We start from the raw sequence: 24,009 nt of genomic DNA on the forward strand, positions 1-24,009 counted from the left end.
ATCTTGTGGAATCTGATTAAGTAAATCACCAAGCACCTGTGAATCACTGACATTATTGGTTGTGAGCTGAATAGCGCGTATTTGTAGGGTTTTGGCATCTATACCAATATGTAGTTTACGCCATTGGCGACGATATTCAGCTCCATGTTTCTTGCGTTTCCATTCGCCCTCACCTAGAAACTTCATGCCTGTAGAGTCTACGAGTAGATGCAGCCCATCGCTACTTTTTTGGTAGCTGATTGCAATATCAATATGCTTTTGTCTTCTACAAAGCGTACTGTAATCTGGTGCGGTCCAATTTAATCCGCAAAGTTTAATCAGACTTTGCACAAAGCCAGTGACCATACGTAAAGATAGACGGAATAAGGATTTAATCATTAAGCAGCATTGGATAGCTGCGTCGGAGTAGGTTTGATTTCGCCCTTGTTTGCCTTTTGATGGAGCATACCATTGCGTAGCAGGATCAAACCAAATGGCAATATTTCCGCGACTCATGAGTGCTCGGTTATATGCGGGCCAATTGGTTGTGCGGTAGATTTTGTGTGTAGGCTTCTTCATTTGAAAATTATATCGCTGAAAAAGCCTTTACAGATAGGTTTGTGCAACAAAGCCGATTACAGCCATTAATATTGATTAATGACTTCATCCATCACATAAATTGAGTAGTTGTACTGGTCTAAGCGATATTTGCTTTCTTCAGTATGTTCACTGGCCAATGCTTGTAGTTGAGTTTCGTTCATGGAAGAAGCATAGCGGTTACGGATTGATTTAAGCTGGCTCAATTCTAAACGTCCAGTACTCTTGGTCAGATTGCTGACAGTTGTGAATAGATCCTGGTCATATTCTTGCAATTCACCATACAGCCAAGCAAGGTGTTCTGCATTGATGTATGGGTTATTTTTTTCACAGTAGTTTTTCAGTTTGAATAAACTCAAACCACATATGAACACAGCAACTATAAGGCTAATGACAAGCCCCTCACCGAGTTTAAGTAGGTATAGGAATATAAAGATACTAATCACGCCAATGGCAATAGAGATATATCGCATGGTTTGATTTTGGAACATTTCTAACATGGGCATTACTCACTTTTTGTAATGTTGTTTTGATAAAGATGGTCTATTTGAGCGATGGCAAGTTTCATGCGTTCCGTGGTGCAAGTCAGGTCGTCATCAAAACGATGGTTGAATTCAACAATCCCCTGTTCTTCCATGTCTTGCATTTCACGCTTAGCATTACTTAAGCCTTTTTCTATACCAACCAGATTCAAGTTAAAGAAGTCTTCTAGTAGCTTTTCACTCTCAATGATTTGTTTGAGCTCAGTAACATAGACTTCAGTTTTCTTTTTGCTGATTTCCGCAGCCATCGCATAACGAAAGTTGCCGTTTACAACAACAGTTTTGAGATCTGGTGAATATTCGTTGTATTCACTTGGAATTCGACTAACGGACTGGACGGCGTGACTCCAGCCATACTTCTGAAAATATTCAATTCCCGTCATGGTATATACCTACGATTGTTCTTTTTTAAGTTCAATAACAGCCAATAACGCTTTGTTTTGGCGTTCCAATTCATATTGTTTTTGGCGGTCTACATTTTGGCGATCGAAAAGTTCTCTAATCTGCTGTTTGTAGTGGTTGTCATAGTACGAATAGGCTTTACGTTCTGCTTTTCTACGTGCAATGCGAACTTTGGGATGCCAGTTGAATTCTTTGTCGTCTGCATAACCCCTCATGAACTCAACCAGTTTGCTATCACCACGCATTTTACAAACCTTAATGAAGCCCATTTCTAAAACTGTAATTGGCGCACGGCGCGGATCTCCAAACTCCCAACGCCGTTTAATCCCAAAGCCACACATCTCTATTTGAACCGTAATCATGGTTTAACCTTTATCAAATGTTTGAGCTTCTGGATCTTCGACATTAAATCTGGACCATCACTTTCATGGTAAACAAGGTGTTCATTAACGAATGTGATAAAAGCATCCAATTCAGTTTGAATCGTTGCCAATTGATTGCGTAACCACTGGCATGTGGCTTCATCTTGTTTTATCGCCGTTTCAAGCAATCCTCTCGCATGTTCATAGGCATTTGCCTCACCTTGCGCCACCATATCTGCAGATGATTTCCAATCGCCCCATTTCTTATTCCAAAAGTCATCGAGCAACTGCAGTAATTTTTCCACTTCCAATTGGTCATCGCTGATGGCTGGTGTTTGCATTTGATAGATAGATTTTTTAGTTTCTACTTCACTTTGCATCCAACCATCACGAAAAGCTTCCCATTTCGCCTGATGCACCCAAGAAGAATAATTGCCACTGGCCAACAGACTACCGACCACGCCGTATCTATTTTCAAAAGCGCTACGAGCTTCAATTTCTGAAGCAATGTTTTCATTAGTATTTTGCGTATCAATCATGCTGACTATCCCCATGAAGCAAAGGCACTTGTAATGAGATTTTTGTTTCCTTCATCTCATGAAGTTTTTGAATCGCACGTTCTGGATCTATCACCCATGCATCAAAGAGAAGTTGAGTGACAAAAGAAAACTTCTCACCAACTTTGCGGAACGGTGCGCCGTGGCTATTCAGGAATTGTTCAAACACAAGATATTGCTGTTCGATGGCCTGGTTAAGTTCAAACAGGTCAATACAGCCCTCTAGCAAGTTGTACTCACCTGAAGCATTCGGCATAAACATCCATTTACGCTCATGGGTTAAGCCATCTACATGTAGGTAGGCATGTTTGTTGAGACTAGTCCACTCAGGTTTCATCATGACGTAGGTGTTGTACTCGTCATCTTCAAGATAGTTGTAGTGGGTAGCATCAACGGGTTTCTTTGCTAAAACAGAAATGGCCTGTTCAAGTGTCAGACCGAGAATGAGTGCATGTGGTGTAGTTGATGATTGGTGATCCATATTCCCTACCCCTTAGATTGTCGGGCTAGTCGGTTTAGGACCACTCAAACAAACTTCGTTTTGAACGTGATTGTAGATCTCAGCTAAGTGAGGGCGTGTGCTAAAAAATTGATCTTTTGATGTATCAGAGAGGTTAGCACTCATGATGGTGAGTAGTGCTTCATTTTTGAATTGCGCTTGAACCGCCGTCTTTAATGCACCATTCAATGAAGCATGCAGATTGTTGAATAGCGAAATAACACGGGCATTCTGATCATTCTTTTTGAAGAAGATAAAATTAACTTCACGTTCACGGAAAAACACCAGCTGATATTCAAGCCCTGATTCTGATAAATCATTCCCCATATCAATCAATGCATCATCTGGTACGGCGAACGCAGCGTATTTTGAATCAAAGTTTTGAAGTGCTTTATTTGAGATTAGATTCAAACTTACTTTGCCTTGAATCGGCACACATTGGCTCAGTTTCTTAGCCAAGTAATGTGCAGCAGCCATGTGATGTGATCCACCAGCATTTTGAACAAAAATCTTAGGACTCCAGCCATAGATAAAAAATTGATCAGTGGTTGTATCTGGAGAGTTCAATAAACGGATTTCTGGCCATAACAACATTCGATCTAAATTTTCCATACTCACATCACTAATGTAATCAGGGCATGCGTTTTTTACAAAATCATCAATGCTACGGTACTGGCTTAAATCCGACTTGGAATTTGAGAAGCCCCCAATTTCAGATAGGTCAAGTAAGCATGGTGTTTCAAGATGAATGATTTCTGCAAAAATCGGATTAAATACTTCAGCCAATTCTTCAGCAAAGGTAGAGATGTAGAACGGCTTATGATTTTGCGTATCTTGACCAAGGTAGCTGATGGAATCGTTATCTTTGGCATGTGGATTCAAAACAATGTTTTTGCCTGGTACAAAATTAGTAGGAGATATACCAGTCATACAAAGAGAATCTTTGATTTGATGAAAAGGGAAAACATCGGTCATGGCGATGCTGTCAGAATTGACTAAACGGGTATCAATAAAGGGTTTTAACTTGAGATTCTTATAAAGCTTATGTTTTGCTGAAAATACCGAAAGTAAAGTGTCTAACATTTTAAGCACTCCATTGATTAATGCTTTATTAAAACTAATAAAGATATATTAATACAGAAAGTGCTTATAAGTATTTTTTTGGAAAATTAATTTAAGAATTGCGGTTGAGTGGTATTAGTTGCAAGTGGTTGTACGGCGTTGTTATCGACAGACTTTGAGTACTGTTGCACTTCAACAATTCGCACACCTTTAACGTGTAAACGTGTTTTATAGTCAGTCATTGCAAGTGTTTGTAAGTCGTCTAGCTGTTCTTTAGTCATTGCCTATATCCTGTATATTGGATGTGATTTAAGGGCAATTTAATTGATGTATTAAGGATTGTAAAGGGTAAAACACAGTTCATTAAACTTTTTATGAAATGGTATATACCGATTAAGCCTAAAACAAAACAAGGTTTTAAGAAGTGGTTTAGTTATGTTTAAGAATACGCACGTTAAAACTAAGTTATTATATTAAAATGCATCTAAACTAGGGTTAAAACCAAACTGGATGCCAATATGTGTTCAAACATTGAATCTTACGCCGTGAACCTATCCAATGTACCTAAAGCTATCTCTTGCTTGAATATGTATGACTTTCAAACGTTAGCACTAGGACCAACCTATTTACCCCGATTTATCACTTGCAGATCGCCACATTCCATATACGGCGCTATTGGTTGCATTTGATGTGAATGCGTCTGAAAAGTTTCGCTTAATCGAAATGATGGTGCCTGAAGCCATTCCGCTGTCGCAGTTGTTGTTATTGGCCATATTCAATGAAACGCCGTATAAGAGCGAATATGAAATAGCCCAATACATGCCGAGTGATGAATTAAGGCGTATTAAGTACAAACAGCTCACCCAAAAAAACTAAAGGCTGGATAACCAGCCTTATGTCTTCTACATGGATGCGTTTAGTCATCCTTTTTTTTGATTGTAATGCCTGATCGTAATGAAGCTGAAGAACCTTTTGAACCAAGTATCACCAACAATTTTTCAAAAGTAACGCATTCGTGCGAGAACGGGTTTTTCATCAAAGCTTTTTCAAACTTAGCTGCATACTGTTGTTCTACGAATTCCATTTCATTTTTAGTGCTATGTGAGATGGCTTGATCAAGACTGGCTTTGTTTTCCGCAATGTATTGTGTCTGATCTTCAGGTTTTACATGGCGTGGTATCTGAACAAGCTGATATTCAGTAATTGGCGCAACGGTTAAGTCATATCCTGTTAGGATCTCTTTCAATTCATCATAGTAGCTGTCTAGGTTCATTGGTGTGATAACGGCGCGAGTCACAGTTTCAACATCACTTTCCTGTTGAGCCTGTTCAGGTTCGCTTATACGTTCACCATAGATATTAAATTCAGCATCAAGATCCGCATTGTTGTAAGCACCAGCTTGTACTTGAGGTGAAATGTCAGAATCTTTACCGAAGTACTGGAACTGTTTTCGCTTCTCAATAATCTGGTCTTTAATGTTTGCTTCTTTTTGTGCTGAAACAATACTTTCACGGTGTTTTTGTTCTTTGGAGATTTCACCTTTCGCCGTGGACGAAGACATTACTGTTCTTTGTCCAGGTGCCATCCCTTCAGGTGTGATGGATTCAAGACGTCTTGCTTCAAGAATCTGATGTACAAAATCTTGAGTAAAGTCTTTTACCGTGTTGTTGTTTTCGTACAAGGTGTTATTGAGCTTTCTGCAGATCTCAAAATCACCAAGCGCCGTGACATTGGCAGATGAATTGTTGTCTGTCAGTAGCGTATGTTTTTCCTCAATCTCATGAATGAAGTCTTCAATTTTTAAAGTAGGATCGTAGATTTCAGATTTTTGGATATTGAAGATTGGGCAAAGGTCATTTAAGCGTAAGTACTTGGGTTGAGCACCAGCCACATAGAACGCCAACATTGATACGATTTTAACGTCTGAAGTTTTACCACCTTCCCCTTTAGTTGATATGAGCAAGGTAAATTCGCCGTTGTGCTGTCCGGCAATTTGTTCAATGGTCACACGTTTTTCTTTGGCGAACTGGACTTCTGTTTGTGGTACCGAACGGTTGAATACTAGACCTTGATACATATTGATTGAGTTAACTTTACCTTGCCACTCTTCACCAGCAAAACCATCAACCAATTTGTATGTTGTACTTTCAGCACCCGAAGTAGTACGTCCAATGGCTTTAACGGTCGTGTTACCCCATGTAGCAGCTGCTTCCTCTTTAGATCCACGTTCAATATCTTCAAATGTTTGAGCACCGAACGTAATAGAGAAGTTAAGCGAACGTGCCTGAGCTGGTAAAACCGAAGCACCGACAATAACGATGTAGCCCCATTCGTCCAAAAATAGCTTAAATGAAGTAGTGGCGTTGGTTGGTCGTGCGTCAATAATGGCACGGCGTAAACCTTCCATTTTGTTACCAAGGGAACCAGCCATCATTTGTTTAATTGAGCCAATGATTAATTTTCCGAGCATTTTGAGTGAGTCTGGTGAACGCTCAAGAGCTGGTAATGGCACAGTTAAGATACGGCGGTTAAGTACAACGTCAAAAATATCAATATCACCGCCATGCTCTACACCAAAGATGTGACCATAGTTAAACGTCAAGTCGTTAATCGCCTTGGTTAACTGCATGGTGATATAACCGTGTTGCTCACGGGTTTTGGTTTCTTGTTTCTTTAACTTTTTAGGGTTGCTTGAATAACCCGGTAATGAAACGAGGTAGCCTTGAAGTTGTTCAGCCACACGTTCAAAGTCAATCCCGTATTTATCGTTATGACAAAATACCAATTCTTCAAGTGCTTCAAGTTCCATGTATTGCGTGAATACTTTTGGTGAAAGCTGAATGAAGCCATTGTCACGTAGATAGACCAAAACTCGTGTAAGTGCAGCGATAAAGGCCATCGCACGACCTTTCCACATGTCACCACCGCCACCGCCTGAGTCATCAAGCAAGTTGATCAAGAATTCAATCAACATCCCTGAGCTGGTGTTGCTCATTTGGTTCATTGAGTTGGTCATCTTGTCGGTTTGTGCACGTAGCATGTTACGACCTGAGGTAATGAAGTTGATCGTTAATAGATCCTCATTACGCCCAAAGCGGTTACATAAACGATAGTGGTCTTGTTGAGCCTTGGTATCACCTTTTGCGTCTACAAAGATATAACCTGAGTTTTGTACGTACTGGTTGGCACAGTTACCTAGCATGTATTCTGTTTTACCCGAACCCGTAGTACCTAACACAATTTGATGTGTACGGTCATCGGAGTTAGATGCATAAACAGGTAGACCAGTTTCACGGCAACGACCAAGGTAAGTCACACCCTCACCTTGTAGCTTATCGCGATTGGTACGTGCGTATTCCAAAAAGGCTTTTGGATTGTCCAGTACGTCATCTTTTACGCGTGATGTAATGTCAGTTGACGCATCCAGTGAGTTTGAATGCAACGGCGCACGGAATGGCCACTCAAAAAAGTAATCATTCGGATGTGTGTAGCGTTTTAATAGGTAATACGCGATCCCTATAAATATCTCACCGCCAAACGGAACAACAAACAAAATAACTGCAATAGCACCAAGAACGCCAACCAAATAATTAGCGCCGTCTGGCGCTGTAAGTTTTAAATGGATTTTCTCTAAGCCTGATCGTGTATCACGCTTAAGCGAACTTGGCCTGAACTTTGTTTGTGTGCCGTATTTTTGTGTAGAAGCCATGCTTTGCGACCTACTCTTTTATCTTCAGGATAATAGGCAAAGTCGTTGTTTAACGACCTTACCCATTTCCAAGCACTTCAATGTATATACCAATTAACGCAAATCTATATAGCTGATTGGTGTTAAGAAGAAACAGCTTCAGACTTACGTTGGTTCAGTAATTTTTTCTTCATGTTTTGCTCAAGTTCATAGCGTTGATATTCAACAACCATCTCTTGTGCCATGGTAGAAATCACTGAAGCAGTTGCTTTGTTTTCGTCAAAGTCCGTGCCTTTATTTTTGGCATTTTTCTCAATCATGGTACGCCGTGTCTTAATCTGGTTCTTCGCACCTTTTGGATAGAATTGTGCAAGGACCTTCAACGCCTTACCACGTTCACCGATAAGGTCATACGTGTAGTTACGGAGCGCACGTTCATCGGGATGTGTACTGAGTGACCATAAAAGGATTGGACCAAGTGAAACGGTATATAAGCCCGAACATTCCATTTTTTCGAGTTTAATTTTACTGAAGTACGTTAAGCCTTGATCTGAGAAACCTACGTTACCTGAACCAAGAGCATCCATTTCTAGTTGAGTTAGACCGATACTGTCACGAATAGCTTCACGAGATTCGCGTGTACCAGGATCGACAATCACATACGCCGTAGCAAAGCCAACCAAGTCTTTAAAGTCTTCTACTTTGTGTGATGCCAAGTTAAGACGAGCACCCCATTTACGCAATGTACGTGCGTCTTCAGCCAATTCTTCTAATAGGATTGGATCGCCTTTCGCAACGTGCAATTCGTCATAAGACATAATTTTGCGGTCTTCAAGAAGCTCATTAATCAGTTGGGTTGCATATTCACGATAAGCTTGTGGGAATTTTGGAATATCGTCACGGCTCACGGCGAACTTACGCTTAATAAACATCCGTACAATCTGGAAGAATAGAGATGTAGTTTTAGGATCTGATGATGTCGCAACTTCGTTTAAGTCGATAGAAGCTACACGAGCGTTACCGATGTCAAAGTTAGTGTGATAGAAGAATGCTGGATAGGTATTTTGTGCAGCCATAATCTGATGCGCCAAAAAGTCCAGTGCTCGTTCATTATCAATATGAACATCACTCCAAACATCTAAAATTGATGAATCAGAAAGTGTTTCAATCATATCGCCAATAGTCGGCATTGCGTAACGGTGTGCCAACGTGCGTCCACGGATCTCATTCAAAGAATGGAAAAGGTCACGTAGAGCGTAATAAGAAATATCCTTACCTTGTTCAGAATGTGGCTCAATCAGTCCGTGTTTTTCCATGATGCGATCTAGTTCTGGATCTGCAAAGCGCATGTACTTACGTGCTTTATGATCAGCATTCGTATCATCAGCAAAATAGAATGTACGGCGTAGGACCGCACCAATAACGTCAGAAGTGTTTTTGGCTGGTTGCCCTTTCAATTCAGGCGGTGTTACCAATGAACTTAAAAACGCTGTCATTTGACGCATTTCGTAGTTCAACGGGTAGCGTAAGCCCATACTGAATTCAAGCGGATTAATCGCTTCTTCTTTTGAGTTTTTAATACGCTTATAGATGGCATAGTGACGTAGCTCTTCAGGCAATGAATCTTGCACTGTTTCTACTAACCCACGGCTTGACTCACCCACATCGACAATATAGGTCAACGGGATACGCTCGTTACCAGGCATCATGATGTCCTCAAGCATGCCTTTGTTCATTGTGACCGATTTACCCGTACCCGGTTTACCAATGTTAATAGTCGTCCATACAGTCACTTCATTTGAGAACGAATCAAGAATAATCAGTTTACCGTCTAAGGTTTTGTTGAGCTGATGCCCTTTATGGAATGGTGAGTTAATACGTGTCAGCGGTAACATGTAGAACACATCAAACAGCGGTGCCGGTGAAATAGGTGCGTGATTACGTACCATCAAGCCCGGTATATGTGATGCCCAAGTCAAAATAGGATCGCCAGCCTGTTCCATGACTTTTGCACCGCCCCACGCTTCAAAACTCTTCCAAAGCTTTTGGCGCCGTCCTACAAGAATGTTTACACCATCTTCGGTATTTGGTGCCCATGTCATCATGGTCATTTGCAGACCAGCAACAGTGTCTACTTGATCTAGGTCATTTTTAGTGGCCATCAAAATGTTACCAGCATTACGAATGGCTTTGTTTTGTGCCGTCATAAAGTGAATAACGCTTGATAACGTGCGTTTCATCATGGTTCCAGCCATACCATCACCAGTAATACAGTAACTCACCGCATATGGGATAGAACGGATGTTACCGTTAGTGTCGTGCGTTTTGGCCTGGTGTAGTAAGCGGAATAGCGTTTCAAACGTATTCGTCTTCGCTGGATATATATCTACCATCAATGGAGCATATACAACGCCGTCAGTGATAACACTTCCCACTGGATAGAATGAACCTTGACTTGTACCAGGTAAGATCGCATTCGTCATGAGTTGTTCTGAGATCGGTTGATACAAAACGTGTGACGCATCATCTTCTGATGGTATTTCTTTCCAACGCATCGGTAAGCGTGTATTCAACATCGGCACAGACAAGGTGAAGTCATCTGAAGTTGAATGTGAGGCAATTTGTTTTTTAATCGTTAGACCAGCTTCAACAACATTCAATACTTCATAGATTGCTGGAAATTCTTCAGTTGAGAGTGAGTTTAAGAATTGTGAGACAAAAGACTCATGGTGTACGTATAAGCTGTCCGATGATTTAAGCATGTCTTGAGCATTGACCGTACTTGGCATTGTAATTTGCGACAGTAGCTTTTTACGGTTTTTTGAGTCTTGAGCTTTATCGATTGGCGATAGTAAGGTTGGCTCAGAGATTAAAGCGATATAACAGCTTTCGTTAAATACACCGCCTGAAATGGTTTCTGTCATTTCATCAATGATGATGTCTAGATTCATCGCACAACGCGCCGTGGTCGCCTTTTGCATGGCGTTCAAGTCATGAATCGCGTATGGCGTCTCATGGTCTACTTTGAACGCTAGATGAATCGTATGTCCACGGTCTTTGAAGTAGTTACGCATGTTGCTCGTCATCAAACCAATTTGACGGCTGAATGCATCACCACTAATTAAACTCTTAATCCCCTTATATTCGATGATCGTAATCATTGCACCAGTTTTTGTGACAAACGTATGTTCGTCCGATACTGTTTCTAAATCGCAATAATCCTCCACGTCAGCTTTCATGCTTTGTAGGAATAACATCAATATAATTTCAATCTTGGAGTAACCAGTCTTTTTATAACCAGACTTCTCAGCTTTCTTCTTACTCATTTAAACACCTTTATTAATTCACCTTTCTACGTCTATCTTTGATTAGACATGCCTTTAAGCATTAAGCACTAAAAAATGGTAATTCTCTTAAAACGTTAATCGCACTGTCGAAATCCTTATTTTGAATTGCGACCTCAAGACTTTTAACAGAGGGTTTTAAGCTTGTATCTAAAACCAACCTTAATAAAAGCTCATAGAAGGTACTGTTAAAAGGGATATTATCATTTTTTGAATTAGTAAATACATCAGTTTTAACGGTTTCGTCCTCTTTTAATTCGACATACTTCTTAAAACTATTTAGATCAAACACTAAACCCTTATTAAGCAGTTGCCAAAACGCCATTTCTAAAACCTCTTGGTTTTCCCCTAAAGTACCCACCTTGAAGTTTAAGGAACCTGTATTTTTAAGTTGGAAGTGAACCTTATCAAGCTCTATGTAGATCTCTTTGTTCTGGTATAAGCCCTGTTCGTGGAAAACTTTAGACACCGATAGCTTTAAGTTTTGGTATATACAAAAAGATTGCAGCGAACACATTTTTAAGTTGCCCGTATCTATCTGGTTTGTCGCATCTTCTACGGACGTTGGTAGGTGTATCATCGGAAAGTAGCGTGTCAGTTCTTCAGACAGTTTCTTTTGTTCCAAAACGCTTATAATTGATAATGGATTGTCAAATCCAAAGTTGGTGCTCAGTAATTTCTTATGCCTCACACTCACACTTTGCTTAACCTGTATTTCAACGTCTAAGCCACTCAGCGCCGTTATTTTGTTTAGGTGTACCAAAGTGTCATCCAACAGCAAACAATCGCTGTTAACGGGGATATTCATCAACAGTAGCGCTTTAATTAGTGGATCTTGAAAATGCCCCGTTGTGTCTTCACCAGTTGTTGTCTGATTCCCTATCGCTATATGTACAACATGGAGTAGCATTAGCGTGTTAGATGTATGGCCAGTGTCGCGTGTCGTTGGTATATACAAATCGTTCAGGAAGTTGAAAGCCTCAGTACCTATAACGCATAAGCGAAATATCGATAGCTGATCGTGCGTTTCCTTTGGTAGTGCATCTATCCCAAGTTCCCAATATTTGTAGATGTATGGACCAATAAATGAGTATTCATCATCATTCAAAATGTCCGTCTCAAATACGCTATCCAATACCGCTATATCATTCACTATGTCAGGCTTAAATGGCTGTAACACTATGCCCGATATAACGTCTTCTAAGCTCATATCTATGTATTCGGTATCTGTTAAGCATTCTGTCATTTATGTGAACTCACTTATCACCCAAACCCTTAAATACATCTAGTGTTTGGTAGTACTCATACTGCTCGTCAGTAAAGATATTCGGGGAAAATACTATGTAGTGGTTTGGCAGATTAAAGCTCTCGTATGCTTCGTCTGATACCTTTTCCAAAGCTTTTGCGAGTTGATACAAAGAAAAGTTTTTGTTCTCTTTGATGGCATTCAAATACCACTCTTTGTACTTGCGGAGCTGGTCTACGTAATCAACGTTCGCTACCAACATATCTTCTTGCTTGGCTTCTTCATATTCAGCCATTGTGTTGAACTTAATGTCCGTGAAGTACAGTTGGGTATCAATTGTTTGGGTTCGTGTCTTAATCGCATTAAACGCCTGTATATCCTCAAACATATTACGTGCGTATTCTGCTTCAGACATCTTTGTAGGATTAGGGCGTTGATGGCGCTTTAACGGCTCTACAAGCAAGCTTTGGCGATGTCGCCGTGCGAACTTAGCAAGCTCAGGATCTTGGTTGTCAGACTTATGCGATAACACCAGTAATGCACGTTGATATTGATTAAAGATCTCTTGAGGTATGTTCGTACTCAATACGCATATTTCAGCTTTCTTTTCCAGTGATAGTGCAAAGATGTGGTTTTGTGCATGGCATAGCGTACAGACCGCTACAATGTTCTCAGCCGTATGGTTGCTATGATCGCCGTCTAAGTGATGTGGCTCTAAAAAGTATTCGTCATAGAAATCACAAAAATAGCATTTAGCTGGTTGTGAAGACATTATTTGCTTTATTGTCTCATTGGTTTTAAAACCATCATGGATAGTTTTATCTTGACGTATCTCTTGCTTGTCGTTTACGCCGTTAATAGGTCTTAAAATACCAAACTTACGGTTTATATGTTTCAATTAAACCCCTTAATACTATTAAGTAAGGTCTAATTAAAACATGTATATACTATTTTTAAAATAAAAAAAGCGCAGCCTAAGCCACGCTTTTAAACTTATTTATTATTGTATTACGCTTTACCAGTAATAGTGTTCGCAGCAGAGAACATGATGAAGCCTACGATTGATAACGCACCACCCACACCAATACAGATCCAAGCAGTTTTCTTTTTCTTTTGTTGATCTTCTTCTGATGTATACATCATATACAAACCAGTACCAACTAAGCCTAAACCAAGCACCATGAACACTACGATTAAGAATTTATAAACGTTTTGACCTAATGTTTCACCACGGCCTAAGATTTCATTCGCATCAGAACCAGCAGCGTGTTTTCCGTAAGCTGTACCACCTGGGTTCCATGTGCCAGTGTTTGCATATGCAACTTGACCCATTAATGCAGAAACAAAAGCTAAAAACATTACTTTTGCGCGGAATGCAGTCGCTTTTACAGTGCGAACTGAGTGTTTTACTAATGATACCATTGTCATTTTCCTTTTATTTAATATACGGGAGCTAATCTCCGCACTGTAATTAAACATTCTTAAAACCCTATTGCTTTAAGTTGCTTAATTTTAAACTTCTCGTTAAATATCTTCAATATCTTATACAAGGTTTTTAAGAAACTCTCACCCTATTTTAAGAAGATTGTTTAAAATATTGTAAAAAAGGTTCCTCCTATTTGTGTTCCAAAGGTATTAACAAAGACATCGTGTACGTCCTGAACGTATACGCATAATACACCTGTTATAATTAAAACCCATGCTTTGCGGTATGTCGCATTGCCTTGAGCATCAATTTTCTCTACAAAACCATATAAGCCACGAGCTACGGCTATAATCCCTACCAGTTGCGTAAAACCTACAACCGCCGTAACGATATATGCACCTAAATCATTAGCACCAGCATCAGGCAAGTAACTTTGTACCGTTACAAGTTCTATGCCATTACCACCAAACAATGAAGAACCTAGTGCACCAATGATATATCCGTCATATCCAAGTGATGCAAAAGCACCACCGATAAGAATCTTCAACAATGCCCCACCAGTGGTAGGCTCTTTCATTCCATGACCAAAGAACTTTTGTTGAGGTGATGATGCTTGCACTAAGTCAAAAAGCGCCGTGCCAGTAATCACCAACCCCGTTACAACAAAGCAAATGCGTATAAAGCTTAGTAGTGGACCGTATATGTTTAATATCGCTTTAACTATATCTAATGCATCCACGCTATTTTCCTTATTTCACCCAAATGGCTTGTTCGTTTTCGTCAACAGCATAGACCGTGCGATTGTCTGGCATCTTCTGACCTACATAGACTGTATATGTATGGTTTTGAGAATCTGTCATCCAAGCGCGATCGCCTACAACCGCAAAAGCATCCAAGCGTTTTGCACCTTTTGGAATTGATAAGGTTTTAGATCCCGATGTACTTAAAGCCTTTTGCTTAGTCTGGTCTTTAGCTATTTTGATTAAACTAGTCTTTAATTCCTTAATTGCCTGTTCTTGCAATTCAACAAGGTTTTTAAGATCGTCATTTTCAGCTTTCAGTTGTTCATTTTTGATTATGGTTTCTGATTGAGCAACTGCAGTTTGTTCGCCGTTTTGTACTTGCCCATGCGCTTGCTCTTTTTCTTTCAAACGTTGTAATAAAATAAGTGCATTCGTACCCTGACTTTGATAGAAGTTAATTGCCTCTATTCCTAGATCAGAATCAATCGGATACGACATGGATTTGTACATAATCATGTATTGACCAGTGGTAGGATCTTTAAACACAATATTTTCATCAACAATGAACGCCGTATCATCAGCAATACTATTGTCCTTTAAAGGTTGTTGATTTTGATTGTATGTTGCTTGTGTTTGTTGAATGCCTTGACCAACAGTATCAATGGATTCTGGTGTTTGTTCTGGAGCAACTGCCGTGCTGACGTCTTTTGGTTTACTCATTTGTATCCAAAAGAAAGTACCAATCATAATTAAGGCAATAACACCAATAACAATAAGAAGTTTTGGAGGAATACCACCCTTCGCACGACCTTCGCCTTTTTGGGGTTTGCCTTCAGCATCTTTTAGATTTTTCTTTGCCTGTTCAGCAGTCATTTGATTATCAGACATTTCGCTTACCCCTTACTTTTCGGTGTTGTTACGTCAGCATCAAAAAAGACTTCAAATACTTTTCCGCTGTTAACGATATACGTAGTTGGTCGAACTGTTGATGTACGTGCCATGTTCGCCATTTCCGTACCAACGTTACCAATGATGTTCCCGGCAATTTCTTTATCGTTTGGCTCTTCCTTCGTGCTTACAACATTGCCAGTATTTGTGATTTGGGTTGTACCAATGTTTTGATAGGCTTGTCCGTAACCCTCAAAGATTCCAGCAGTAACCATACCGCCAAGCTTTTGCAAAGTGTGTTTTTGGACTTTATCAGCCATGCCCGATTGTTTTGTTCCAAGAGTTAAAGCTCGTACTTGGATTGCATACTCTTCGCCCTTAAACAACATACGGGTAAAGTTAAATTCAATATCCGCAGTATTCAGACCAACAGTACCAATAAGTTTTGCGCCGTTAAATTTACCGCCAATAACAGTAGCAAATAGGTTTTTACCTTTATCAGTATTCACACCTGTATCTAAACGCGCTTTCATTGTTGTACCAGCTTTAATGATTGCTAGTCCTTTAGTAGATTCGCTAGTCGTATTCGCAACGTTCAAGCTTCCAAGGTTTTGTTGCCCTTCCGATGCTTTAGTGTTGTGTGAATATTTATATGTTGAATATCCGTTGACCTTGTTCTTTGTATTAGAAAACGCAGCAAGTTGATCAACAAAAGCAGTTTGACTTAATTCACGCGTTGCAGCATTACGTTCTGCATAAGCAGCTGCTTGTTGGCTATATACATTAGCAACATCATTAGCAGCAGATGAAGCATGTTCATATTGTTGCGCGTAGTTAGTTTGATAAATCGGTGCGTTTTGATTAGCACCGTTTTGTGTTTGTGGTTGTTGTGGTAGACCACCGCTAGTTGGTTGAGGTAATGCACCACCTTGATTTGCCATATTAGCTCTGGCCATCTGGTCAAGTTCAAGCGTAATATTTGGTGTACCACCTGTTGCAGAACCGTTTACAGGTTGCCCATTTGGACCTGTAATAAAATTCTGATCGTTCAGATCGCCGTTTGGATCTTGTGTTGCAACTGTTTTAAATTCGGGCAAATAGCTTTCACCATTTTTGCCAGCTCGAGCAGCTTCTTCAGCTTGTTTTTGACGTTCATATTCTACGTATTCAGGAGGGATAACATTTGTACCCTGTCCTTGGATTTCTGGTGTAGCAATAGCAACCTGATTATCTAAAGCTAGTTGGTCACTTTTCCCCATTGGGTTAAACATAAAAAAGCCTAATCCACCAACTACTACCAAACCAATAATTGCAACAACGCGAAAGCGCGTATCTGCAAAAACACGTTTTTTGTTAGCAGTTTTAATACTTGTATTTTTCAGTTTTTTAGGTTGGTCTTCTTCTGAATGAACTTGGTTTGCAGAAATAATAGTTTCATCGGTAGTACCTACTTCAGTGCTACGACTAGAATTCTCTTCAATGTCATTCGGGTTATTTTGTTGGTTCGTTGAATCCATTTTTAATTCTCACTTAATGACTTAAAATGCGTCTTCGAGGTAAACAGTTTTAGGTGTACCGCCAGTCGTTGAAAATGTGATGTACTTCAGATCTTCAGAATCTTCATAACGGAAGATCTTCATACCGTTGTTAGCGCGGAAAGAACTCAAAAAGGCTGGTTGAATAACACCAAAGTTACTACGCACATATATATAGCCACCAAACTTCCAAGCACGGACATTAGGACTATCAGTTCGCATTTCAACAGCACCCTCAGGCGCTAAGCCATCCATAAATTGCAAACTCACACCATCTGGAATAATCGATGTTTGATTGCCTGTTGAATACATAGCTTTGGCTGTTGGGCTTCGACCAGGTATACGTGCGTCTACACGAACATCTAAATCACGTTGGCCAGTAGCTAACATCAAAATTACTGGAGCACCCAATCCCTTTAATGTGACCGTTACGTTTCCGAAAGCAGCTGGATCTAATGGTTCGATTGAAAGGATGTTAGTTTCAGGGATTTCGTCTGGCTCTTTTTCGTTTTGCTCACCTAAGCCATCTGAGAAACGTCCACGGTCCAAAGAAATCTTTTCAATGTTCCATGGATTTCCTGAAGAATCGGTAAAGACAATAGTAGATAGCATGCCAGCGCTTAAACGAATTACTGGCGGTTCCTCACCAGGGTTTAATGAAATACCCAAACTACGGGTTTTCGCTTGTGGCGTATTTACATAAGGACTAGAAAGGCTTCGTTTTTGTTGCAACAAAAGTCCTTTAACTATTTTTGTTTGCTCAGGTGTGAACTGCAAACCAACAAGATTGTGAACCTGTCTGTCAATTTCCGATGCTGTATCAACTACCTCAGGTGCAACCAAAGGAGATTGAGCATCCGCAAAAGTATTCGGAGGCATATCAGCAGCATTAACTATTGTAGTTAATGCAGTAGAAGCAAAAAGAGCCAAAGATAATTTTTTCAATTTCATAAGTATCATCCAATTAACGCGCTGGAGTTAACGTAATTGTCTTAACAGCAATACCGTTGTAGTTCAGATAAGAACGTGGATGCTCAACAATAGTAACTGTCGCAATGAAGCGGTGAGTCTCTTTAGGTTGTTTGTCACCTAAGAAGAATTGAGTAGTGATAGGAACACGAACAGTCCAACTAGGTTCTGCAGCATGTAAATCACGGTTTTCGATTTGTGGAACATCAGTAGCAGTAGTTCGCATCGTTAGGTTGTTTTGTACGATTGTGCCAACTGTTTGTGATTGAGCGATTTGCTTCATCAATGAATCTTTACCGCCCTCAGTGAAATACATTGAACCAGCATTGTTAATAACGTCACGCCAGTTCAAGAAATCAAAGTTGTAGACAGAAAGAATTGCACTCTTACCGAATTCAGAAATAACAACGTCAGTAACGCGAGGGTTTTTTGATGCTTCGATTGGACAGATAACCGAGTTATCTACTGTTTGAACAGCTTTGACTTTTGGGTATGCATTAAAGGCAGCAAAAATAATCATCGCAAGAACAGCACTCACGATAAAAGCGAAAAACACGAAAACAAGCCATCGTCTTAACTTTGCAATCTCCTTATCTTTTTCATCCACCTGTTTTCTGAGCCAAAGACTAGGATCACAAGAACCTATTTCAGCGTTTTCATTAGATTTGTCTTTAGACACAACAGCACTCCTATTTCGCTGGCTGATATATAACAGATGGAATTGGACGATCTGATTTAGAGCTAAGCACACACTTAACTGGTGTGCCGTCATCAAAAACCAAAGATTCAAAATCTGTTGTGGTGAGTTTAAAAGCTACAAAACTAAGCGTTGTTAAAACGGTTAAAATGCACAATGAGGCAAACGTACTAACCAACACTCTTAAAAGCCTTGCGTATTTTCTTTTACCTATTATTGATACTTCAGCGTAAGGAGAACCCCATGTTGAAGTAGTCAAATTAGTTTTAGAGTTATCCATTTAGTCAATCACTAAACCCGACTTTAATTCGTCCTTATAATAGTCGGTATTAAACTCATTTGCTATATTAAGATCAAAATAATAAAAGGTATCTAGGTTATTAGCTAAAAGTGTTTTAACAAATTCATGGCTACCATTAACGTTTTCAATAGAATCTAAAGTAGGCTTTATACTAAAACCACTATGGCCTCTCCACTTTCGCCCATAAAAGTTAGAAGCAGTATCTTTACCAGCATGTCCAAAAGCACCGGCTATCACAAACTTATCAATACCCTTTACCTTAGCATTTGCAATACATTGATGCCTTGTACTGTATAAAGTAGGTCGTTGATCTTCATTAGTTAAAACCTTGCCTCTAAGCTTAAAGTAATTGATATAACTTAAACGTAAACGCTCTTGCAGTATTTTAATAAAAGTCTGTTTTTCATCCCATCCAAAGGTATAGCCACTACTTTTATTTAAACTAGATACCTTTCTCACATACCTATTTAGCAAGTTCCAATAAAGGTATATCTTTTCTTGATCTTCATGTTTAAGGTCATCAAGTATTAAATACCTTTTAAGTCCATTAGCCCGACCATGTGTAGCCTTGCCATTTTCCACAATCATGATCAGTTTTGGTCCTTTTACTGCACAACAGAATGAAACGGAAAACCACTCAACAGGACGCAATCCAACAACAAGATTGGCATCAACAAAAGCAACCATCATCCGATCAAACTCACTAACCCTGGTGTTACTCTCGTTTTTATGCTCGAATTCTCTTACCAAGTAGTTGTAAAACGTGCGTTCAAAGTACTTTGTTTTCAGCTCAGAAGTACGCTTAGGTTTGTCCTTATTAGCTGTATATTTTGTGTTAATGATTCTTAAATATAATTCTTCTAAAAAATATTCATCAAAACCAGCATCTATATCTTCATCATTAATAGAGCCATTATTTAACTCATTAAGCTTTAGACCGATTCCATACACTAAATATGCACGATATGTTCTAAATGTAGATTCCGCGTAATAACCATTTTCAGATTTAGTTTTAAATTCAGAATATATGTTTTCATATAACATTTTTAAATCTAGCTCTGAACTATCTAAATGTTTATCAATCTTTTGCTTAAGCTCAATATCATATTTAGTCTTAGTAGAATACGGAAAATCTTCTATACGACTTGTGTATTCTTTTAATGTCTTTGGATAGCTATTAGGATTCTCAAAACTGCTCACCACTACCACCCTTAATCCACATGCAAAACATGAGCACATACTACAACGTTAAACACCTTTCTAAAAGTACTCGTTAAAACGTTTTTCACTTTAAGCAAAATATTTTTCACTTTTAAGCCCAATAAATGCAAATGTCTTTTTTGACTCCTCTCTTGTTAGTACAGTGGAAAAATCAAAAAAATGAAGTTGAGAAATCATCAAAACACAGTGGACCTTTTTTACAGTGAAGTGCTTGATATGCATAGTTTCAATAGTCTTTTGCCAGTTGTGATGCCTTAAATTTTTAGGGAAAAATACGATCTAAGCCTATCATTATTGCAGTTTAATTGGTGTTTAAGGTGTCAAATCTTTATATTTAAGATGCACAGCACTAAACCATAAGGTAGGTTTTTATAAGTAGCAGTTTTAATGTCTTTAAACTTTTAAATTAGGAATGGTATATACCAAGATGCATTTTTTTTCAAACAGTTTTTATCAATTTATTTAATATTAAAGAAGCTGGCTTATAAATAAATTGTATTATCACCAATAATATTTTTAATATTAATTAAAAAAAGCATATAAACATCTTTATTAATATACTTCTATACTGTAAAATATAAATTACAGTATTAACAATATTTTAATTAAAAAAAGAATAAATGTACTTTGTTATTTTCTGTATAAATTATATTCTAAAAAAAGAACAAAAAAGAATAGAAAAGATAATAAAAAGAAAGAATAAGACTATAAAGGAATATAAAAGATGTCTAGCAAACTATAAGAGCTCATTTACTCTCTATAATTGATTGAAAAAAGTACGTTGTATTTCCATTTCAGATAAGTACTACTAAAAAAAAGCATTGTTTTGGACAGACAATGCACTTAAAAAGAGTATTTTTTACAGATTTGTCTTGTTTAGGCCAGGTACGACTGCCTGAAGAACGCCCTTAGATATACGTTAAAGCTTATAAATTAGGTTTAAGCGAGTGCCTAAAAGTCGGCTTTATACCTTTTAAGGGATTTTTTATAATTAAAAAAGTGCATTTTAATAGTTTTTAGACTAAAATCATTTTGTCTTTATACCCACTTAATCTGGAGTAAAAATGAAGCACAATAAAAAGCTTTTAAGCGTTCTTGCAATTGGTTTAATGATGTCTGGGTGTGCTAGTCGTGATGTAACTCAATTAAACGTAGCAAGCCCTTTATCTATTATATCTGAAGCATCTCAAGAGGCTTTAATTGCACAACAGAACTTAAAGAACTCTTCTGCAATTCAAATGCAAACTGTTCAGAAGAAACAAGGTAGCATCAACCATGACCTTTTAAATATCGACTACATAGGCGATCCAATACCTTTAATTAAAAGTATTTCTAGCCAATACGGATACCGTTTTGTAGAAGCTGGTCCTACTCATGAGCTTCCAATTGTTAATTTTAATAAAAAGCGTCTTACTGGTGTAGAAGCTTTACGCGATGTTTCTGCATATTTAAATACTGCTTCGATAACTCTAGATCATCAAAATAAAAGTATTTTATTGACTTATAACTAATACCCTTTAAATCCTTTTATACATATCTGGAGTTTTTATGGACTACTCTAATAATGCTTCATTACAAGAGCTACTAAACCCATCTAACCAGTCTTCTTTAGAAGTTCATGTTAGTAATGTTGAACAGCAAGCTCGTTATGAAGCCATGCTTGAATTAGTTAAGCAAAAAGGTATTAAGTTAGGGATCAATACTTATTTAAGCAACGCTCGTGAGGTCATCAAAAGCCAAGAGCGTAACCTTGATACAATCTTTAACTTTAAACCTTACATGATCAAAGATGTTGTTGTTCCCCCGGTTATTATTGAATCAAAAGATGTAACTGAGACACCTAATGCCATGTCGTACAAGACGACTAAGCAGACTTATAAAATCTTGAAACAAGCTCGTTTCAGTACTCGTGCACCTGATTGGCGTCAGTACCTTGTTTTCCCTACACTTGATAGCAATGTTGATTACGTGACTTTCATTCCGAAAGAAATGTTACCAGCTAACGAACAAGAACGAAAAATATGGAAAGAGACTGCTGCTAAGTCTTATGAAATGGGTTTAGTTGAGGGCCGAAATATTGTTGAAGATGCAGTAGATCGTCTTAAACGAGATTATTTGGGGATGGTTACTTTCCATAAGTTTGTTTTAGAGGGCAAGTTATCAATGCCAGCAATTAGCAGTCAATCACTGGCTGTTTCTTCTACACAAGACACTATTGCTCTTGATATGAAATTGCTTCAAATCCAACAATTACCGCAGTTCAATTCAAATATTGAAACTTGGAAACCAATTCTCCAACCTGAACAAATTGCACCTAGCTATCAAATTCCAAAAATTAACCTTGTTAGCGAACCTTAAGTTCGCTAACTCAATTGGAAGTTTTAAATGCAAATGAAGGTTTCGACATTAAAAGCAAAATCTGCATTATTTGATGTTAACAAGATTAAAGGATCTGAAAATAAGATTCTGACAGCTACCAAAGACATTCGCAAAGACTACGATTCTAGCCGTGGTTTTGGTTTGGCTACATTAACAGCCATAACGACATACAAAGATCCGAAACAAGGGTTTAAAAGTCGCGATGAATTTGAAAGTCTTCTATATGAAGCATTAGCTCATGGTGCTTCAGATATTTTCATTAGTCCAGATCGCCCCATCACAATGATGAAAGACTTGGAGTTATATTCGTTAACACACCGTATTATCAATCGTGATGAAGCTCTACACATCCTAAGAACGATTGCTGATGAAAATGCCTACTTAGTCCTTATTAATAATAAGTTTATTAATAAGGCATATCGTATTCTGCAGAAAGACGCTTCAGGTAAGGAAACTCGTTATAACTTTCGTGTGAACGTATCTCGAACTTCGTATCGTGGATCTGGAGATTCTTTTCAGATAACGTTACGTACAATTTCTGGCATTCCCCCTCACTTTTCAAAAGTGGGTTTAGATGAAGATTTCATTAAAAGATCGCTACCTCACAATGGTTGCTACATCATTGGCGGTATCACTGGTTCTGGTAAAAGTACAACACTAGCTTCAAATATTCGCTATGTGTTGGAAAATAATACTCATATTCGTGGAAATATTTTGACTCACAACGAGCCTATCGAATACGAGTATGACGCAATTGAAAGCACACACAGTATTGTTAGTCAAAGCGAAATCCCCAATAACTTCGAGACTTTTGCGGATGCAAATAGAGAGGCGATGCGTAGACGTCCTGCTGCAGTTGAAATCGGTGAATTGCGAGATAAAGAAACAATTTCTGCAGCTCTAGAACTTTCTTTAACTGGCCACCCTGTTTTTGCAACGGTTCACGCAACCACCGTAGACAAAATTATTCCACGTATGTTGAAGCGCTTTAAGCATGAAGAACATCTTCAGGCTGCAGCTGACATTATTGGTTCAGTTTATACATTGATTGCTCAACGTCTTGTTAAAGATGTGAACGGCAAGGTATTTGCTGTAAGGGAACACTTAATTTTATCACCTCAACTGAAAGAAGAATTGCTTTTAATTGATGATATTCATGCTCAACAGAAGTTTATTCGAGAGTTAATGATTAATTCTGATGGTTCAGATCCAAACATCAGTAAGAGTTTCAGGAAACAAGCTGACGATCTACTCAAAGCTGGTCGTTTGCATGAAGACTACTATTACAAAGTGATTTATTAAGAGGCGAATATGGATGATCAATATGCACACTGGTCGCAATTTAGATTAAATCTAATCCTATGGGGCGGTTTAAACGGATATTTGTTTATACCTTTTCTAGCTGTTGTTATTAAGTTTTCCTTGTTCAAACTTATGCTTTTCATCGGCTTGATAGTAGCAACATTGGTTATTGAAAAAGTATTTAAATACAAATACAGCTATATCCCCTCTGCTCTTAGACGCTTAGTTTTTGGGGGCAATAAATACACTAGACGCGGTAGAAGACGTTAC

The 24,009-nt window shown here is 38.6% G+C and carries 23 protein-coding genes and 1 pseudogene; 4 read left to right on the forward strand and 20 right to left on the reverse strand.

From position 1 onward, the window contains the following. From ACTL4S_RS09855 to ACTL4S_RS09890, 8 genes and pseudogenes are all read right to left on the reverse strand, one after another. Positions 1-558: pseudogene (locus ACTL4S_RS09855) on the reverse strand (IS5-like element IS17 family transposase); the annotation flags it as partial. Between the two features lie 65 nt (positions 559-623). Further along, positions 624-1,076: a hypothetical protein gene (locus ACTL4S_RS09860; protein ID WP_441299289.1), complete on the reverse strand. Its 453-nt coding sequence runs from the start codon at positions 1,074-1,076 to the stop codon at positions 624-626. 5 nt (positions 1,077-1,081) lie between these two features. Then, entirely contained in the window at positions 1,082-1,501 is a 420-nt protein-coding gene (locus ACTL4S_RS09865) for a hypothetical protein (RefSeq protein WP_000145713.1), read from the reverse strand. Positions 1,502-1,510: 9 nt separating this feature from the next. Beyond that, complete coding sequence (locus tag ACTL4S_RS09870; RefSeq protein WP_005005929.1) at positions 1,511-1,882, reverse strand: hypothetical protein; 372 nt, start codon at positions 1,880-1,882, stop codon at positions 1,511-1,513. Then, positions 1,879-2,421 (reverse strand): hypothetical protein, encoded by a 543-nt coding sequence (locus ACTL4S_RS09875; protein WP_005005928.1) that lies wholly within the window; start codon positions 2,419-2,421, stop codon positions 1,879-1,881. Before ACTL4S_RS09875 ends, ACTL4S_RS09870 begins: the two co-directional genes overlap by 4 nt. Further along, positions 2,414-2,920, reverse strand: a complete 507-nt coding sequence (locus ACTL4S_RS09880) for a hypothetical protein (protein WP_005005926.1) — start codon at positions 2,918-2,920, stop codon at positions 2,414-2,416. Before ACTL4S_RS09880 ends, ACTL4S_RS09875 begins: the two co-directional genes overlap by 8 nt. A 12-nt stretch (positions 2,921-2,932) precedes the next feature. Continuing rightward, positions 2,933-4,021, reverse strand: a complete 1,089-nt coding sequence (locus tag ACTL4S_RS09885; RefSeq protein ID WP_042892355.1) for a DUF6685 family protein — start codon at positions 4,019-4,021, stop codon at positions 2,933-2,935. Between the two features lie 86 nt (positions 4,022-4,107). Continuing rightward, the gene (locus tag ACTL4S_RS09890; RefSeq protein ID WP_165382508.1) at positions 4,108-4,281 is read right to left on the reverse strand and encodes a hypothetical protein; all 174 of its coding nucleotides are present in this window, start codon (positions 4,279-4,281) and stop codon (positions 4,108-4,110) included. A 409-nt stretch (positions 4,282-4,690) separates the two neighbouring features. On the opposite strand from ACTL4S_RS09890, the gene ACTL4S_RS09895 reads away from it, so the two are divergent. Then, positions 4,691-4,876, forward strand: coding sequence for a hypothetical protein (locus ACTL4S_RS09895; protein ID WP_058952567.1), 186 nt, complete (start codon positions 4,691-4,693; stop codon positions 4,874-4,876). Between the two features lie 40 nt (positions 4,877-4,916). Here ACTL4S_RS09895 and ACTL4S_RS09900 read toward each other — a convergent pair whose 3' ends face one another. The 12 genes from ACTL4S_RS09900 to ACTL4S_RS09955 form a co-directional block, all read right to left on the reverse strand. Then, positions 4,917-7,709, reverse strand: coding sequence for a type IV secretion protein DotL (locus tag ACTL4S_RS09900; RefSeq protein ID WP_441299290.1), 2,793 nt, complete (start codon positions 7,707-7,709; stop codon positions 4,917-4,919). A gap of 122 nt (positions 7,710-7,831) precedes the next feature. Next, on the reverse strand, positions 7,832-11,014 hold the full coding sequence (locus tag ACTL4S_RS09905) for a putative type IV secretion/conjugal transfer ATPase (RefSeq protein ID WP_099143568.1): 3,183 nt from the start codon (positions 11,012-11,014) through the stop codon (positions 7,832-7,834). 61 nt (positions 11,015-11,075) lie between these two features. Beyond that, positions 11,076-12,242 carry a hypothetical protein gene (locus tag ACTL4S_RS09910; protein ID WP_228738262.1) on the reverse strand — a complete coding sequence of 389 codons (1,167 nt, stop codon included), beginning with the start codon at positions 12,240-12,242 and terminating at the stop codon, positions 11,076-11,078. A 46-nt stretch (positions 12,243-12,288) separates the two neighbouring features. Beyond that, entirely contained in the window at positions 12,289-13,176 is an 888-nt protein-coding gene (locus tag ACTL4S_RS09915; RefSeq protein ID WP_024160797.1) for an HNH endonuclease signature motif containing protein, read from the reverse strand. A 110-nt stretch (positions 13,177-13,286) separates the two neighbouring features. Then, complete coding sequence (locus ACTL4S_RS09920; RefSeq protein WP_024160796.1) at positions 13,287-13,700, reverse strand: hypothetical protein; 414 nt, start codon at positions 13,698-13,700, stop codon at positions 13,287-13,289. Between the two features lie 167 nt (positions 13,701-13,867). Further along, a complete protein-coding gene (locus tag ACTL4S_RS09925) occupies positions 13,868-14,443 on the reverse strand; it encodes a hypothetical protein (protein WP_005005910.1) in 576 nt (191 codons plus the stop codon). 10 nt (positions 14,444-14,453) lie between these two features. Then, a complete protein-coding gene (locus tag ACTL4S_RS09930; RefSeq protein WP_044110982.1) occupies positions 14,454-15,335 on the reverse strand; it encodes a hypothetical protein in 882 nt (293 codons plus the stop codon). Between the two features lie 5 nt (positions 15,336-15,340). Beyond that, positions 15,341-16,852: a DotG/IcmE/VirB10 family type IV secretion system protein gene (locus tag ACTL4S_RS09935; RefSeq protein ID WP_044110984.1), complete on the reverse strand. Its 1,512-nt coding sequence runs from the start codon at positions 16,850-16,852 to the stop codon at positions 15,341-15,343. A 21-nt stretch (positions 16,853-16,873) separates the two neighbouring features. Beyond that, positions 16,874-17,821, reverse strand: a complete 948-nt coding sequence (locus ACTL4S_RS09940) for a DotH/IcmK family type IV secretion protein (protein ID WP_005005900.1) — start codon at positions 17,819-17,821, stop codon at positions 16,874-16,876. Between the two features lie 13 nt (positions 17,822-17,834). Next, positions 17,835-18,518, reverse strand: a complete 684-nt coding sequence (locus ACTL4S_RS09945; protein WP_005005897.1) for a DotI/IcmL family type IV secretion protein — start codon at positions 18,516-18,518, stop codon at positions 17,835-17,837. 10 nt (positions 18,519-18,528) lie between these two features. Then, positions 18,529-18,816 (reverse strand): hypothetical protein, encoded by a 288-nt coding sequence (locus ACTL4S_RS09950; protein WP_024160792.1) that lies wholly within the window; start codon positions 18,814-18,816, stop codon positions 18,529-18,531. Beyond that, positions 18,817-20,037 carry a hypothetical protein gene (locus tag ACTL4S_RS09955; RefSeq protein ID WP_227518656.1) on the reverse strand — a complete coding sequence of 407 codons (1,221 nt, stop codon included), beginning with the start codon at positions 20,035-20,037 and terminating at the stop codon, positions 18,817-18,819. A 1,085-nt stretch (positions 20,038-21,122) separates the two neighbouring features. On the opposite strand from ACTL4S_RS09955, the gene ACTL4S_RS09960 reads away from it, so the two are divergent. The 3 genes from ACTL4S_RS09960 to ACTL4S_RS09970 are packed head-to-tail and all read left to right on the forward strand — an operon-like array spanning position 21,123 to position 23,739. Further along, positions 21,123-21,569, forward strand: coding sequence for a DotD/TraH family lipoprotein (locus ACTL4S_RS09960; protein ID WP_044103272.1), 447 nt, complete (start codon positions 21,123-21,125; stop codon positions 21,567-21,569). A 37-nt stretch (positions 21,570-21,606) separates the two neighbouring features. Next, positions 21,607-22,416: a type IV secretory system conjugative DNA transfer family protein gene (locus ACTL4S_RS09965; RefSeq protein ID WP_024160789.1), complete on the forward strand. Its 810-nt coding sequence runs from the start codon at positions 21,607-21,609 to the stop codon at positions 22,414-22,416. A gap of 27 nt (positions 22,417-22,443) precedes the next feature. Then, a complete protein-coding gene (locus ACTL4S_RS09970) occupies positions 22,444-23,739 on the forward strand; it encodes an ATPase, T2SS/T4P/T4SS family (protein ID WP_441299291.1) in 1,296 nt (431 codons plus the stop codon). The last annotated feature ends 270 nt before the right edge of the window (positions 23,740-24,009 follow it).

Origin of the sequence: Acinetobacter lwoffii (assembly GCF_052078135.1) — a bacterium.
In the GTDB taxonomy this organism is placed as follows: Bacteria; Pseudomonadota; Gammaproteobacteria; order Pseudomonadales; family Moraxellaceae; genus Acinetobacter; species Acinetobacter lwoffii_Z.